Source organism: Paenibacillus sp. LX16, assembly GCF_036252815.1.
Taxonomy (GTDB): Bacteria; Bacillota; Bacilli; order Paenibacillales; family Paenibacillaceae; genus Paenibacillus; species Paenibacillus polymyxa_B.
On record NZ_CP141152.1, the window covers coordinates 3,591,572 to 3,607,239 of the forward strand.

Here is a 15,668-nt window from a genome sequence, read left to right on the forward strand (position 1 = left end):
GATTAGGCCTCCTTTTTCTTCCCACGATCTCCAGGCTTAGCATCCCGGCCTCCGATAGCCTCTGTCACACTAAATCTGCGAACCGCATATTCATAGCCTTGCTCAATCAGAAACAGCTGACGACGAGCTGCAAAATCCGTCTCCTTGCTATTTTCCGTCACTAGCGCATAAAAATAAGCTTTATTCTCGCCCGACTTTGGTCGCAAAATACGGCCCAGTCGCTGCGCTTCTTCCTGGCGAGAGCCAAAGCTACCCGATACCTCTATGGCTACTGCCGCATCTGGCAAATCCACCGCAAAGTTTGCAACCTTGGACACCAATAGGGTCCGAATTGTACCCTTGCGGAACGCATCGAACCAACGCACCCGCTCGCTCTGGCTCATTGAACCCGTAATCAGTGGGACGCCCAGCTCCTGAGCTAATACACGCAACTGATCCAAATATTGACCAATAATAAGCGTGGGCAAGCCGCTGTGCTGCTGCATCAGGCTACGCACCGCCTCCAGTTTGATGGGATTTTCGGCTGCAATTCGGTACTGCTGTCTGCCCTCGGCACGCATACTGCGCTCCAAAAGTTCAGCTGTCATTGGAAGCCGTACCTCCACACAATCGACCTGAGCGATCCAGCCCTGTCGCTCCAGTTCCTTCCACGGCATATCATACCGTTTGGGTCCAATTAAAGAGAACACATCTCGTTCACAACCATCCTCACGAACCAGCGTGGCTGTTAACCCCAAACGACGAGTAGCCTGAATGTCAGCCGTCGCCCGAAATACTGGCGCGGGCAGCAAATGAACCTCATCATATATAATGAGTCCCCACTTCCGCTCACTCAGCAGTTTCATATGCTCAAAATCCCCATCTTTGGTACGACGGTGTGTTAAAATTTGGTAGGTTGCCACCGTAATTGGACGCACCTCTTTTTTCTGACCACTATATTCCCCGATGGAATCGGCAGAAATATCCGTCTTTTGCTTTAACTCTTCTACCCATTGCCGTACAGAAGTGGTATTAGATGTTAGAATAAGCACCTCGCACTGAAACCGATTCATTACGGCCATACCTATCACTGTTTTTCCGGCTCCGCATGGAAGCACCAGTACACCACTCCCCCCTAAGCCGTTCGCTCCTTCAAACGCATCAGCGGCCTTTACTTGATAATCACGAAGCTGCAACTTCGTTTGTCCCTTTCCCAAGGTAAAACTAAGCTGATTCCCTTCAAGATAGCCTGCCGTATCCACAACGGGATATCCCAAGCGCGTTAATTCCTGCTTGAGCAAGCCCCGATTTTCGGGCGGGACCGATGCGCTTACCTCATCAACGCGAAGTAAACCAAGCTGTTTGAGCTCTTGCTTGGTCAGTAGCTCACCCAGTAAAGCGGGGGTCTCTGCTGCCAAGATCAAGCGATCACCTATTGTATAGCTGTTGGCTTTCCCTGTCTTTATACCTCCGTCTGGCTCATGCTCAGCACGGTATGCGCCAATCGTATCTGTGCTATAAGTTCGTTCTTCTTCCGTACCCTCCCGTGAAAGCGTCAACGTCCCATAACGAGAAACGAGCTGTTCAATATCCTTCAACAAATCACGTGGAATATCCCAACGGGACATGGAGCGCAAACTATTTTGAATGTCCTCAGCACTCCATCCGAGGGCAGCGGCGTTCCACAAAGACAGTGGAGTGATGTGGTATGTATGAAAAGCGGACGGACTTTTAACCAGCTCCGCATAAATCTGCAACTGTGAACGAGCCATTTCTGAACCGGGCAAGCCCATTTCTAACAGAACGGTAAAATCACGTTGTACAATACAAGGATGTTCTGGATTCATAACTACCTCCTGATAATCTAACCATACATCATTTTAAAGTTATATAATAAATAGCTTATCCGTTTATTCGCATATCAACCAGAACAGCAAGGAGCCCAACCCATATTCGGGTTGAACTCCTGATTAGAAGCTTGGGGTAAAGACCTCCCCAAACTAATGCCTACCTTAATTATTTTTCTAGTGGACCTGCTCGGAAATATGACTAAGCGCCTCTCCAGCGTTGTCTGCAAAAATATTACGAACTGCCAAATCCCCAATCGAGACAATCCCGATCAGACGGTCTCCTTCTGTCACGGGCAAACGACGGATTTGCTGCTCTGCCATCAGCTCAGCTGCTTGGTCCACCGACATGTCCGCACTAGCTGTACGAATACCTGTCGTCATAACCGTATCGACCGAACCCGAACCCGAATTTTTAGCCGCATAGCCGCGAACGACAAGATCACGGTCCGTTACTACACCGATCAACTTATCACTGCCTTCGCTTTCCACAACCGGAATAAAACCAGTATCATTGTCCTTCATTTTGACCGCAATTTCATAAATATTGTCCTGCGGGGTAACCGTTACGCATTTTTTAGTCATAACTTCCTGAACTTTTTTCATGGGTACTCCCTCCTTTTCAAGAGTAGGGTACCCCATTTCATTCAGCTCATACTCCAGATTGAACCGTTCCCAATTCAACTCATTTTAGCCCTTAATTGCCCCTGCTTTTCGTTCCGTAGCGTATCCCGTAGACATCGCAATAAACAAACGAACCGCGTTAATCATAGCATCCTCATCAAAATCAAATTTCGGATGATGGTGTGGATAAACTGCTCCTTTAACTGGGTTACCCGCTCCTACGAACATGAAGCAACCTGGCACACGTTCCAAATAATACGCAAAATCTTCAGCAGGCATCAGTTTCGACGCTTCCTGTACATTCTCGCCAAAAACAGATTTTGCTTCATTAAAGAAACGAGATGCTTCATGTGCGTCATTGACAACTGGTGGGTATCCCATAATATAGCGAACCTGTGCTGTTGTACCGTATGTTGCGGCTGTAAGCTCTGTCACCTCATGCAGTCGCTCCTTCATTACCGTTCGTGTCTCCTCATCAAACGTACGAATCGTCCCACTCAAGCGACACGTTTCTGCGATCACATTTTGCGCAGAGCCCCCTTGGATGGTTCCCACCGTCAGCACGGCAGGTCGCAAAGGGTCGACTGAACGGCTTACGACACTTTGCAGTTGCATAACAAGAGCTGAACCCGCCACCACACTATCATTAGTGGACTGGGGCATGCCACCATGCCCACCCTTACCTGTGATTTCAATATAAAAATCGTCTGCCGCCGCCATCAGCGGCCCTGCACAACTCGCAGCCGTCCCGACCGGAAAAGGTGTCCATAAATGGATGCCATAAATGACGTCCACACCTTCCAATATACCATCCTTTATTACACTGACCGCTCCGCCAGGCAGCAATTCCTCGGCAGGTTGGAACAACAACCGAATTTCTCCTTGCAGCTCGTCCCAGTTCAGACTGAAATAGTAAGCCGTTCCAAGCAACGCGGATGTATGTCCGTCATGGCCGCAAGCATGCATGGCTCCGTCCACACTGGAGCGATATTCACATTCCTTTTCATCCTGAATCGGAAGAGCATCCATATCGGCGCGCAGCATGACGACAGGCCCGGGCTTAGCACCACGAATGATACCTACAACACCGTGTCCCCCTACCTGACGGCGAACCTCTATCCCCCACCTCTCCAGCTTATCCGCTACAAAAGCGGCAGTTTTGCTTTCTTGAAAGGAAATTTCGGGATTCTTATGTAAATGTCTGCGCCACTCCACCATGTTTTCTTGCAAACGATCAAACCAAATCTTGTCTAACGCATGCTGTGTCATTCTGCTCCACCTCTCCTTTTAAAGCACCGGGCAAGTTCCCGATTAATCATGCAGCGTCACCACGTATGCACCGCTGCTCTCAAGTCTTCATTTTTATCCTATTGTAGCAGATATGGAATTGTTGCGATATCTGTTGCTCCAGGGAGGTTGCAGAAGCTCAACAAACATAATATGATAAAATGGATAAACGATAAAATGATAACCGTCTGCGAGGAATATACCTTGTGGCGAATACCGGGGGAAGCTGATATGAGAAATACGAAGCCGGAGACTCGAAGAAGAGGCACACCGGATTTCCAATTGCTGATCCTCACTTTGTTACTGGTTGGATTCGGTGTACTTATGGTATTTAGCTCCAGCTCAAGCGTAGCTCTGCTGAATAAAGAATACAATTTTGACTCTTTATATTTTGTGAAGCGCCAATCTGCATTTGCTGTACTTGGACTTTTTATTATGTTGGTAGCTATGAATATTAAGATGGAAAAATATAAAAAGCTTTTTGTACCTTTATTTTTCATAACTATATTACTGCTAATCATCGTTCTTTTTACAGGCTCACTTAACGGCGCAAAAAGCTGGCTCAGGTTTGGTAGTGTTGGTTTCCAGCCAACGGAGCTTGCGAAAATTTCCATCATTCTTTATTTATCTGCACTGATCGTCAAAAAAGGAGATCGCTTTAGAGATCTGCGGACTGGCTACATACCTGTAACAGTCATTGTAGGCTGTGTTGCAGGACTCATTATGCTTCAACCAGATTTAGGTTCGTGCTTCATTTTGGTTGCTACGAGTGGTCTGATTATTTATGCCGGGGGAGCCAGTGTCAAGCATATTACAGCATCAATTGTTCTGCTCGTGCTAGGCGCTTCCATCGTATTTGGTATTGGGTCGTTGTTTGGAGGAGATTCTGGAACCACTGATGGACAAGCTGCTGCTGCCAAACAAGATTATAAAATCGGGCGCTTTCAAGCCTTTCTTAATCCCGAGAAATATAGACAAGGAACGGGATACAATCTGGTACAGTCCTTGCAAGCTATAGGTGAAGGCGGCTTAAACGGGTCAGGCTTTGGTAAAGGTATTATCAAGCTTCACTATCTTCCTAATTCATTTAATGATTTTATCTTTTCCGTAATCGGTGAAGAATTCGGATTTATCGGAACAGCCATATTCCTGATGCTATATTTGTATTTCATCTGGCGAGGCATGATCATTGCTCTGCGTTGCCATGATCCGTTCGGAACGTTGGTAGGCACCGGCATCATGGGTTTGATCGCCATTCAGGCCTTCATTAATATCGGCGGTGTAACCCAAACGATTCCAATCACTGGCGTAACGCTTCCTTTTATCAGCTTTGGTGGCTCCTCCCTACTTGTCATGATGTTTTCCATGGGCATTATGCTCAGTATTTCTCGTGAGAACACCAAACAAGCGGTGCAGGAACGCACCACAGGGGTAGCTGTCCGTAATGAAGTACCCAATCGCTTTCAAACCCGTAGAACCAACCGTTTTCGCTAAAAAAAAGAACTTCCATGGACCACTTACAATGGTGGCTTTGGAAGTTCTTTTGGTTATGTATAAAATACGAGAGCCCTTTGCAAAAATGGCTGTACTGTTGAGTCACAAAACGAAAACTGGCGATTCTATAACCACCAGTTTTCGTGTTTTCACTCGGGTTATCCCACGGAATTCCCGACATGTAGGAAATTGGTTAAAAATGTAAATTTATCGGTTCCTGATTCTTTTACACTGCGTCGTCCTTGAACGCGACACCTTCCACTTTTACGTTCACTTCCACGACCCGCAAACCCGTCATACTTTCGACGGCTTCTCGCACATTTTGCTGAAGAATTCGGGACACCTCATGAATAGGTGTTTCGTAGAGCACGATAATACGTAGATCAATGGCAGCTTCCAGCTGTCCAACCTCCACTGATACGCCTTTTTGCACATTTTTACCGCTCAGCCTTTTGGCCCAGCCTTCCGATAAACCGCCTGACATTGCAGCAATGCCCGGTGTCTCTAATGCGGCCATCCCGGCAATTTTACCTACGACATCGTTGGAAATCTTGATGTTTCCTGCTTCCAGTTGTTGAATTTGCTCTGCCATGACCTATGTCCCCCTTCATCCATCCTTTATTTGTATTGTAAAGCCTCAGCCACTCCAAATGCAAACCCTACGTATGAAAAACAACTTTCGTTTACAACCTATATCATTTTGGGTATATTAATTTAGAAAATCCATACAAGTGACAGCTTTCGCCAAACTTGTACACATCTATTGATATCGAGGTGCTCTTCATTGAAAAAATGGTTATCTCCCGCTTTGCTTATAGCGACATTTGCTCTTAGCGCAGTCGCTCATTACACGCATTGGAACGCTATAGCCCAATTTGTCATTTGTGCAATTTCTGTTGTATTCGTAGCCGGTTTTCTCGGCAGGGCGACCGAAAGTGTCGCGCATTATGCTGGCCAACGTTTAGGTGGGTTCTTAAATGCCACCTTTGGTAACGCAGCCGAACTGATCATCGCTATCTTTCTTGTTAAAGAAGGTCTTTACGATATGGTAAAGGCCAGTCTTACCGGTTCCATCATCGGTAATCTGCTGCTGGTGCTCGGAGCAAGTCTGTTCGCTGGCGGTTTGAAGTACAAAGTGCAAAATTTCAATGTATCGCTGGCTGGATTAAGTGGTTCTTTGATGATTGTGGCTGTTATTGCCTTGTTCGTTCCAGCTGTCTTTCTGAACACACACGTTATCACGGATAATGAATCGGACACGCTCAGCCTCATTGTCGCAGGCACGCTCATTGTCGCGTATATTGCGTGGCTTATTTTTTCTATGATTACGCATAAGGACTATTTAGCTGACGTGACCGAACAAAAAGATGAAGAATTGCCACATGAGCATGCCCCTGTGTGGTCCAGAAACAAATCCATTGCCTATTTGGTACTTGCTACCGTCATGGTCGCTTTTGTCAGCGAATGGCTGGTAGGTACACTGGAGGTGTTTACGACCCAATTTGGGCTCAGCGAATTGTTCGTAGGTGCCTTCCTCGTCGCTATTATTGGGAATGCAGCCGAACACAGCGCTGCTATTTTACTGGCGATGAAAAACAAAATCGGTGCATCGGTCGAAATAGCTGTCGGCAGCAGTTTGCAAATTGCGCTATTTGTTGCCCCTGTGCTGATTTTTGTCAGTTACTTTATGGGAAACACGATGAATATTGTTTTCACCACTATTGAGCTGGTCGCCATTGCTGTCGCTGTATTTATCGCCAAATCCATCACCCAGGACGGCTCAACCAACTGGTATGAGGGACTCATGCTACTGGTAGTGTATGTATTGTTAGGTGTATCTTTCTTCCTTGTGTAGCTTTTAAGGTTTTAAAATGTGCATTAGGATGGTGGAAGGGCGATGCGCTTTTACCATCCTAAAAGAACATTTTTTTAAAAAAGGCATCAAAAAAAGCATGCTCTCAAACTCCGCATGCTCTCATCAATTCAACCATCTTCCTAATTGGCCTTATTATTCATGGCCTCATATAGAATAGCCAGATTGCGTTCCAGCTCACTGACCAGCTGTTTACCTACCATTTCCGGAAGAAGTCCAGCGCGAACCGCAAAATCCACTTCCTTGGAAAATCCGTACATCTGAGTATCCAGCACTTCCTCATAGAGAGGGCAATAACGGGTTGCCAGATTCTCCATCTGTACTTCAATAAGCTTCTTTATTTTATCTGCATCTTCCTGAAGCAGATTAATAGCCTTGATATTCAATTGTTCCTGCAAATCAGATGAAGTCATGGATTCTTCCCCCCTATGTCTCAATGTCGCACAAGACGTCCTATCCTTAATATTAGACCAAATTGCAGGCTAATACAAGAACCTGACAAAAAAAGCATCCCTACAGTTACAGGTAGGGATGCTTTTACTTCAAGAATAAAGTTAGCTGGCTACTGAAATGTGAAGTCCGTGCTTCTCGAACACCTCGATGATCGCTTTCTTAGCTTCCTCCGCATCTGGTCCATGAACGTGTAGTTCATAGCTATGGCTGCTGACCAGGGTCGTAAACAAGCCCAGTATACTTTTCACATCAATATACTTATTTTCGGAATGAAGGACGATGGAAGAGGTGAACTTGCTCGCCGTCTGTGCAATTTCAACAACCGCCGCGTTATTATTGGACATAGAGATCCCTCGCTTTACTGAATTGTCATGTATCGTTACTCATCCATAATAATACATTGAAATCGCTTTCTCAGCAAGAACGGATATCATTATTTTAAATTCTCAGGGTTTAATGGCTCCAGCTCAGGCAGTACAAAGATGCCGTCTTTACGAATCAAAACATCGTCAAAATAAATTTCACCACCGCCATATTCTGGACGCTGAATCAACACCAAATCCCAGTGGATCGATGAACGATTACCGTTATCCGCTGTTTCATAAGCTTGACCCGGTGTAAAATGCAAGCTGCCGGCGATTTTCTCGTCAAACAAAATATCCTTCATTGGATGTAAAATGTGCGGATTAAATCCGATGGCAAACTCGCCAATATAACGTGCTCCCTCGTCAGAATCGAGAATATCATTCAGCCGCTTCGTATCGTTACTCGTCGCTTCCACGATCTTACCATTTTCAAAACGGAATTTAACATTTTCAAAAGTAATACCATTATACAGGGTTTGTGCATTGTAGCTGATAGTTCCGTTAACGGAATCACGTACAGGCGCGCTGTATACTTCGCCATCCGGGATATTGCATTGACCTGAACACTTGATAGCTCCAATTTGCTTAATAGAGAAATTCAAATCCGTACCCGGTCCGCTGATTCGTACCTTGTCCGTCCGATTCATCAGGTCTGCCAATGCATCTTGAGCTTTGTCCATTTTTGCATAATCCAGATTACACACATCGAAATAAAAATCTTCGAACGCTTCTGTGCTGATATTCGCCAATTGAGCCATGCTGTCATTCGGATAGCGCAGCACTACCCATTTGGTGTGTTTCACCCGTTGTTCGCTATGTACCGCATGCTGATAAATGGAATTATACATTTTCATTTTATCTTCCGGCACATCTGACAGATCATTTACATTTTCACCTGCACGAATTCCGATGTAGCAGTGCATTTGCTTCATCCGGTTAAGGTCAATCTCAGCCCAGGTCTCCAGCATCTCCTTTGTCGCGTGACGAAGCATGGCGCTCTGTACCTTACGGTCTGTAAGTTGTACAAAAACATTTCCACCTTTTTTACCAACTTCATGAATGATGGCGTTAAGCAAGTCGCGTTCTGTACCAATCATTTCGATCAATACATTTTCTCCAGGCTGCACTTCAACAGAGTAACCTACCAGATTTTCCGCCAGCTTAAGTATTCTAGGATCTTTCATGTAGTGTCTCTCCTTCTCTAATTCATTCTTTTTGAACAATGGTTAATTCAAAATTCATTGTATCACGCCCGCTCCGTTACTTGTAGTCCTCAAAAGTAACTCTGGTTATCAAAGCCTCTTGATGCAGCTCTTCATTCACTCCCTGTCGGGAAATCCTGCATTCGGATGAAAGCTTTAAGGGTAAACCTGTTTGGCGATCTATGGTCAGATGATAGACAGTACGCACAATGGATTGCTCCAGCTGGTTGCTCATATCCTCACAACTTTGTGCCCATATTTGAGTCAGCTTCTTTTGCAGTTCTCGATTCGTTCCTGTATGCTGCGTTTTTAATATCCCGATTTGAGGGTTTAAAGTATTCATTTCTTTTATTAAACGATCTTTCAACCAGCGCTTTGCCAAAGCAGATTCCGGTTCAATCCTCAACACCCAAGTTCCCCGGGCAGCTCCCGTTTCCATACGAATGCTCTTATTCAGTGTATTTAATTCCTCAAGCTCCTGAATCGGATTGAAGCGATTTAACATACCATTTCCAACCAGAGGGGGATAACCGGATGTCAGCGCAACCCATTTTCCACTCTGACGAAGAAAACGTTCTTGTGTAACGTCATGCTCGGACTTACCTTGTTTCAGAGCTGCGTAGCCACCTTGCTTACGAAAAGCCTCTGCAGAGCCCCAGTGCATGGTCAATTCATCATGATTTCTTAGCTTACCGCGATATTCAAACTGCTTATTCATTGGGAGACCACTGTCAGCTCTAATTGCAGTTCTTCCAGTAAACGTTACCATCTCTTTGCCGGCCATTCCAGCAATAGCTCTCTTAAAAATTTGCTCAGGAGTATATTGTCGATCCAGTGCACAACCACTTAACACACCTATTACAAGGAACACACCACAAACCTGCATAACCCATTGCTTTCTCCAATGCATCCCATCATCCGTCCTATCCTGAACATAACTGTACTCATGAGCAATAAACCTGCTTCAGGGCAGTTATGCTACCTGGTTCACTTTATCGTGTTTTCCCTATAATTCAATCATACACACGATATAGCTACATTTAGGATTACCTGTCTGCAATGGGTTATGCAAGACAAAAAGAGAACATTCCCTAAGGAATATTCTCTACACATTGGCTACATGATCAACAACTATTCGATTGCGTCCTTCATTTTTCGCTTCGTACAAGGCCATATCAGCCCTATAAAATAAAGATTCAATACTGATCTGCTCATCCAACCAATTCCATTCAGCAATCCCGCAAGAAACAGTCACCTGAGGCTCGGTTTCATGCTGGACACGGTAACGTATTTTTTCGGCATATCCGAGCGCCTGCTGCACCCCCAGCTGCGGTAAATAAATGGCAAGCTCCTCGCCGCCCCATCTGGCACATACATCCTCATCGCGAGTCGCCGAACGAACGATATTGCTGACGCTTTTCAAAATTTCGTCACCCGTCTGATGCCCATGCGTATCATTCACCTGTTTGAATTGATCAATATCAACCAAAATAAGAGATCCACAAAAATCCTTTTCCTGATGTTGCTGAATGATTTGGTCCACATAATGACGTACATACAGACCTGTTAACATATCCATATTAGCCAACCGCCGCACCTCAGCGTGCAGCATAGCATTGGTTACCGCCAACCCGATATGAGGGGCTAGCATTTGTAGCATTTTGTAATTATCGTAAGAGAAAAAGTGTGGAAGCTTGCTGGACAATAGTATAACCCCTTTAGGAGTATCGCTGGTCTTCATCGGTACAGCCATCAAAGACTGGGAGTCCGTCGCATCCATAAAATGAGAGGATATCTTTCCATCCTTTCTATAGTCCGACACAATCACTGGTTCTCCTGTTAAGCGTATCAGTCCAGCAAATCCATCTTCAAGAGGGTAACTTTCCAGTCCTAAGCTTTCCACATTACTCGACATGACCTTAAAACAGTTTCCATCCTGATCAAGCTGTACAATACAACAAAAGTCCGCCATGAACATTTTCAATAATTCCTGCACGGCAAATTCAAATATTTCATTTAACTTCAGGCTCTGATTCAAGCGCTGAACCAGTTCATTAATGAGACGCAATTCATGGATAAGTACGTTCGATTGCTCAAGCAGCTTCGCATTTTCAAATGCAGTACCAGCCGTATCCGCCATCATGGCAATCAGCTCTACATCCACTTTTTTCATACTATCCGCACCCGATGGAAGAATCATATGGAAAACACCGTATACACCCTGCTTGCCGCGTAATGGGATGCCGATTTCAGTTATTTCATCTTGTGTACCGACAGGCTCGTTCACAGCCATTTGCCCTTTCATAAATGCACGGACGCATACATCTTCGTCCCGTTCATGCAGCAGCAAAGGTTTGACCTGCGGATTGCGACTATGTCGATCCTGACTCATGTACAAGGTGATATCTACATGGGGAAACAAATAGGCGATGCTCCCAAATACCTCATCCAGCACGCCTTCCACGTCAATTTTGTCATGCATCCGTTTTACAATCTGAAATAAAATAGAACGACGTCTACCTTCACGATCGCTTCGATTCTGCATCCCAAGGATATCTTCCATAAATATGTACTCAAACTTCGAGTAAAAGCAGGATTTAAAATGTAAAGCAGCTACTAACAATGCGTCCTGATTTGAGACAGAATGTTGAGCAGGCCGTGTAAAACGAAGAGCGGCAAAGGGCTCCCTCTTATAATTACGGCATAGTATGGGAACCATATACACAAACGCAAGGCTTCCATCACGAAGTTTGCGCTGGCTCACTTCCATCTCTCTAGATATGCAACAACGTTCGACCAAATCCAAATCCTCGTCATCATCTTCTTCCCTACCAGCAACACGAACACCTATAAAGTTAAAAACAGCAGTATACTCTTCGTTAATCCAGGATATACCATTGCTCTGCTGTAACCAACTCCGATATCCTTGAACAAGCAGCTGGTTAATATAGGGAAAATCATAGGGTGTCATATCCATGTTCTGGAGCCAGGCAAAAGACGTATATCCTTTATCATCAAACAGCGGAGCACCGCTAGCCTGGACTGTTTTACTGTCAAGCATTTGCTGATCCGTTGTTGAAAATTCCGACATATTAAGGCGCTCCTTCACAGCAAAGTTAGCTGTACCAAGACAGCGGCTATACACCACTATAGCTCATAATACGATCTATTTTACTCTCAACTTTAGAAATTTGCATCCATTTTTCAGAAATTCGTCCCACTTTTTTAGTTCTAAAGCCCTATCGACAAATTTTGACGTTTTCATTCTTTTTCTCTTCTTGACATTGACCTACTCTTACATATAGTATATATTATTGAAAAAGACTGTACGGCAGAACTATCTACTGTGCGGATCTTAAATTTTGGGCGTAACAGTTTGTGTCACCCTCATCTTTTTTGTTGCTGACAGGACAGCGGCTGAACTTTTCTGTCAGTAGTGCGTCTCACCTTAATAGGTAGCGCCGAACAAATTGGAGCGCAAAGAGAGCCCCAACTCAAATTTTAATTATGAAGGAGTTAACTCTATAATGGCACGTTACACTGGTCCTAAATTTAAATTGAGCCGTCGTCTCGGTATTTCCCTGAGCGGCACAGGTAAAGAATTGAAACGCCCTTTCCCTCCGGGACAACATGGTGCAAACCAACGGAGAAAAATCAGCAACTACGGTATGCAGCTTCAAGAGAAACAAAAGCTGCGTCACATGTACGGCTTGGGTGAAAAACAATTCCGTACCCTGTTCAACAAAGCTCAACACATGCACGGTATCGCTGGTGAAAACTTTATGTTCTTGCTGGAAAGCCGCCTGGACAACCTTGTATTCCGTCTTGGCTTTGCTAATTCCCGTGCAGGCGCACGTCAATTGGTAGCTCACGGTCACGTTACTGTGAACGGTAAAAAAGTTGACATCGCTTCTTACCAAGTAAGCCCTGGCGACGTGATCGGTCTTCGTGAAAGAAGTCGTTCCCTGTCTTCCATCAAAGAAGCTTTGGAAAATCGCAACCACTTGGTAGCTTACCTGGAGTACAATGACGCAGCTCTGGAAGGTAAATTCATTCGTTTGCCTGAGCGTGGCGAATTGTCCCAAGATATCGATGAAAAACAAATCGTCGAATTCTACAACCGCTAATCCTTGCATTAGCACCAAAAAGCACCCGAATTTATTCGGGTGCTTTTTTTATATTCCCTATGCATCGAGCCTGAGGGTTTTATTCAATGGGAATGTATACCTTCATACTCAAATGATCTGGATAGGAGGAATTCATCACGTCCGTAATTTCAAAATCAGGCCCCTCCCTCCGTTCAAAATTAGAATTAGGAAGCCATGTGCCATAGATAAAGTCTCGTATATTCTGAACGCGTCCATCTGAACCTGAAGCGTCAAACTCAGCATACTTCCCTGCTGGAATCTCCACATATATGAAACCTTCTGCCAGTTCTTTTGACTCTTTTTCAACTGCCTCGCCCACCACAAATGAAAATGCACCATTGTCTTCAAATCGACAGGCAACCCCATATGACATTCCCGGTGCAATTTTTTTCGGGATACACATAAAATATTCATTTGCTCCAAAGTGCCCATAAAATCCTGGGATTTCTTTATAGTGCTGCTCATTATTCAGATTTGTTTTATATTCATATCCTACAATTTTGACCGTTTCGAGCTGCAATATCACCGGCTTATTCACATCCAAATCCCCCATCTTATTTTTTTGGTAATCCAGAAAATTGATTTTACTTTGCCCAGGAAGGTCAATATCACCGTTACGATACTTCCCAGGGGTGATCCCAAAATTCTTTTCAAAAGCGCGGGTAAAAGCTTCTTGTGAGTTGTACTGATACTCAATAGCAACGTCTAACACTTTTTGATTGGATTGTTTTAGCTGTTCAGCCGCCTCGGACAATCTTCTCCTTCTTATATATTGTTGAACCGTAAAACCCGAAATGGCCTGAAAAACCCGCTGGAAATGAAAAGCTGAAAAGCATGCCTGTGAAGCAATCTCGGCAATTTTTAGATCCTCCCGGAGATTCAATTCAATAAACTCAATCGCACACTGAATTCGTTTAAAGTAGTCCATATAATCCTTCCCCGCACTTGTAATTGTTTTGGTTATCGATCCTACACCCAAATTGTGCAACCCACGTTTTCATTATGTATAACTCTTTACCTACATATTTGATTATTTGTGCTAAGTTTACCATGACTTTTCACTTTGCAGAAATAAAAAAGCAACGCTGAGATCGATACAATCTTAGCGCTGCTTTTGAATATATTTTCATTATCCAAGCTTGATTTTAGCAAATTTCCGTTTACCTACCTGTACAATGTCGCCTTCTTGCGGCTTGTATGCTTCGTTCACATCGGTCCACTTCTCTTCATTAATTTTAACCGAACCCTGCTGAATACTACGCTTGGCCTCACCGTTAGATGCTGCAAAGCCTAGATGAGTCAGCAACTGGATCACACGAATGCCGCCTTCTTCTAGCTGATCTGCTGTCAAGGTGAATTCTTCAATATCATCAGGAAGCGCGCGTTGTTGGAATACGGTCACAAAATGCTGCTTGGCCGCTTCCGCCGCCTCTTCACCGTGGTACATGCGGACTAATGTTCCGGCCAGTTTCATCTTGGCATCACGTGGATGCACTGAACCCTCCTTAACACCTTTCGCCAGCTCTGCCAGCTCTTCATTGGTAATATCCGTTGCAAGCTCAAAATATTTCAGCATCAGCTCGTCAGGAACGGACATCGATTTACCGTAAATTTCGTTTGGCTCCTCATCCACACCAATATAGTTCCCCAAACTTTTGCTCATCTTCTGAACGCCGTCAAGCCCCTCAAGCAGTGGCAATGTAATAGTTGCCTGCGGCTCTACTCCGTATTCCTTTTGCAGGGTTCTGCCCATCAGTAGATTAAACTTTTGATCTGTCCCTCCCAATTCTATATCGCTTTGGAGAGCCACAGAGTCCATGCCCTGCATCAGCGGGTAAAAGAACTCATGGATGCTGATCGGCAAGCCGTTTTGGTACCTTTTTGTAAAATCATCCCGCTCCAACATACGGGCAACCGTTACTTTGGCAGACAGGGTTACCACATCCGCAAAAGACATCGGTCCTAACCATTCGGAATTGTAGTATACCTTTGTTTTTTCAGGATCGAGAATCTTAAAAATTTGTTCCTTGTACGTTTGTGCATTACGCTGCACATCTTCCTCAGTCAGTTGCTTGCGAGTCTCCGATTTACCTGTCGGATCACCAATTCTGCCTGTAAAATCTCCGATAATCAGTTGCACTTGGTGCCCTAATTCCTGGAACTGGCGCAGTTTGTGCATAACAACCGTATGTCCGATGTGAATGTCGGGCGCAGACGGATCTAGACCCAGCTTAATTTTGAGTGGCTCGCCGCTAACAACCGATTTAATAACCTTACGCTTCAGCTCATCCTCAGGTACAATTTCCGCTACTCCACGACGTATCACCTCTAGCTGTCGTTCGACCTCTACCTGTTGCTCCGGCTTCAATTCTTCCCACTTCATCCTGTATACCTCC

The 15,668-nt window shown here is 44.8% G+C and carries 14 protein-coding genes; 3 read left to right on the forward strand and 11 right to left on the reverse strand.

Translation table 11 applies throughout. From position 1 onward, the window contains the following. Nucleotides 1–2: 2 nt before the first annotated feature. The 3 genes from T3H97_RS15860 to T3H97_RS15870 all read right to left on the reverse strand — a co-directional run bounded on the left by T3H97_RS15860 (nucleotide 3) and on the right by T3H97_RS15870 (nucleotide 3,719). Nucleotides 3–1,826 (reverse strand): DNA repair helicase XPB, encoded by a 1,824-nt coding sequence (locus T3H97_RS15860; RefSeq protein WP_328800229.1) that lies wholly within the window; start codon nucleotides 1,824–1,826, stop codon nucleotides 3–5. 177 nt (nucleotides 1,827–2,003) lie between these two features. Beyond that, nucleotides 2,004–2,432: a CBS domain-containing protein gene (locus T3H97_RS15865; protein WP_023989320.1), complete on the reverse strand. Its 429-nt coding sequence runs from the start codon at nucleotides 2,430–2,432 to the stop codon at nucleotides 2,004–2,006. Nucleotides 2,433–2,516: 84 nt separating this feature from the next. After that, the gene (locus T3H97_RS15870) at nucleotides 2,517–3,719 is read right to left on the reverse strand and encodes a M20 family metallopeptidase (RefSeq protein ID WP_328800230.1); all 1,203 of its coding nucleotides are present in this window, start codon (nucleotides 3,717–3,719) and stop codon (nucleotides 2,517–2,519) included. Nucleotides 3,720–3,968: 249 nt separating this feature from the next. Here T3H97_RS15870 and ftsW point away from each other — a divergent pair, with 249 nt between their 5' ends. Beyond that, the gene (gene ftsW / locus T3H97_RS15875; RefSeq protein ID WP_328800231.1) at nucleotides 3,969–5,231 is read left to right on the forward strand and encodes a putative lipid II flippase FtsW; all 1,263 of its coding nucleotides are present in this window, start codon (nucleotides 3,969–3,971) and stop codon (nucleotides 5,229–5,231) included. A 226-nt stretch (nucleotides 5,232–5,457) separates the two neighbouring features. On the opposite strand, the gene T3H97_RS15880 is transcribed toward ftsW, so the two are convergent. Then, nucleotides 5,458–5,823 (reverse strand): Asp23/Gls24 family envelope stress response protein, encoded by a 366-nt coding sequence (locus tag T3H97_RS15880; RefSeq protein WP_013310912.1) that lies wholly within the window; start codon nucleotides 5,821–5,823, stop codon nucleotides 5,458–5,460. Nucleotides 5,824–6,015: 192 nt separating this feature from the next. Between T3H97_RS15880 and cax the strand changes: the two genes are divergently transcribed. Further along, nucleotides 6,016–7,086, forward strand: coding sequence for a calcium/proton exchanger (gene cax / locus T3H97_RS15885; protein WP_103048631.1), 1,071 nt, complete (start codon nucleotides 6,016–6,018; stop codon nucleotides 7,084–7,086). A 140-nt stretch (nucleotides 7,087–7,226) separates the two neighbouring features. Here the strand turns inward: cax and T3H97_RS15890 are convergent, their stop codons facing one another. The 5 genes from T3H97_RS15890 to T3H97_RS15910 form a co-directional block, all read right to left on the reverse strand. Continuing rightward, nucleotides 7,227–7,517, reverse strand: a complete 291-nt coding sequence (locus tag T3H97_RS15890) for an Fpa/YlaN family protein (RefSeq protein WP_007431028.1) — start codon at nucleotides 7,515–7,517, stop codon at nucleotides 7,227–7,229. Between the two features lie 141 nt (nucleotides 7,518–7,658). Continuing rightward, entirely contained in the window at nucleotides 7,659–7,901 is a 243-nt protein-coding gene (locus T3H97_RS15895) for an HPr family phosphocarrier protein (protein ID WP_013310915.1), read from the reverse strand. Between the two features lie 89 nt (nucleotides 7,902–7,990). Continuing rightward, nucleotides 7,991–9,106, reverse strand: coding sequence for an aminopeptidase (locus tag T3H97_RS15900; protein WP_013310916.1), 1,116 nt, complete (start codon nucleotides 9,104–9,106; stop codon nucleotides 7,991–7,993). A 76-nt stretch (nucleotides 9,107–9,182) separates the two neighbouring features. Next, complete coding sequence (locus T3H97_RS15905; RefSeq protein WP_442955621.1) at nucleotides 9,183–10,034, reverse strand: hypothetical protein; 852 nt, start codon at nucleotides 10,032–10,034, stop codon at nucleotides 9,183–9,185. 195 nt (nucleotides 10,035–10,229) lie between these two features. Beyond that, nucleotides 10,230–12,215, reverse strand: coding sequence for a sensor domain-containing diguanylate cyclase (locus T3H97_RS15910; RefSeq protein ID WP_328800232.1), 1,986 nt, complete (start codon nucleotides 12,213–12,215; stop codon nucleotides 10,230–10,232). A 436-nt stretch (nucleotides 12,216–12,651) separates the two neighbouring features. Between T3H97_RS15910 and rpsD the strand changes: the two genes are divergently transcribed. Next, the gene (gene rpsD / locus T3H97_RS15915) at nucleotides 12,652–13,251 is read left to right on the forward strand and encodes a 30S ribosomal protein S4 (protein WP_013310919.1); all 600 of its coding nucleotides are present in this window, start codon (nucleotides 12,652–12,654) and stop codon (nucleotides 13,249–13,251) included. Between the two features lie 79 nt (nucleotides 13,252–13,330). On the opposite strand, the gene T3H97_RS15920 is transcribed toward rpsD, so the two are convergent. Beyond that, complete coding sequence (locus T3H97_RS15920) at nucleotides 13,331–14,200, reverse strand: AraC family transcriptional regulator (protein WP_328800233.1); 870 nt, start codon at nucleotides 14,198–14,200, stop codon at nucleotides 13,331–13,333. Between the two features lie 201 nt (nucleotides 14,201–14,401). Next, complete coding sequence (gene tyrS, locus T3H97_RS15925; protein ID WP_328800234.1) at nucleotides 14,402–15,655, reverse strand: tyrosine--tRNA ligase; 1,254 nt, start codon at nucleotides 15,653–15,655, stop codon at nucleotides 14,402–14,404. Nucleotides 15,656–15,668: the final 13 nt, after the last annotated feature.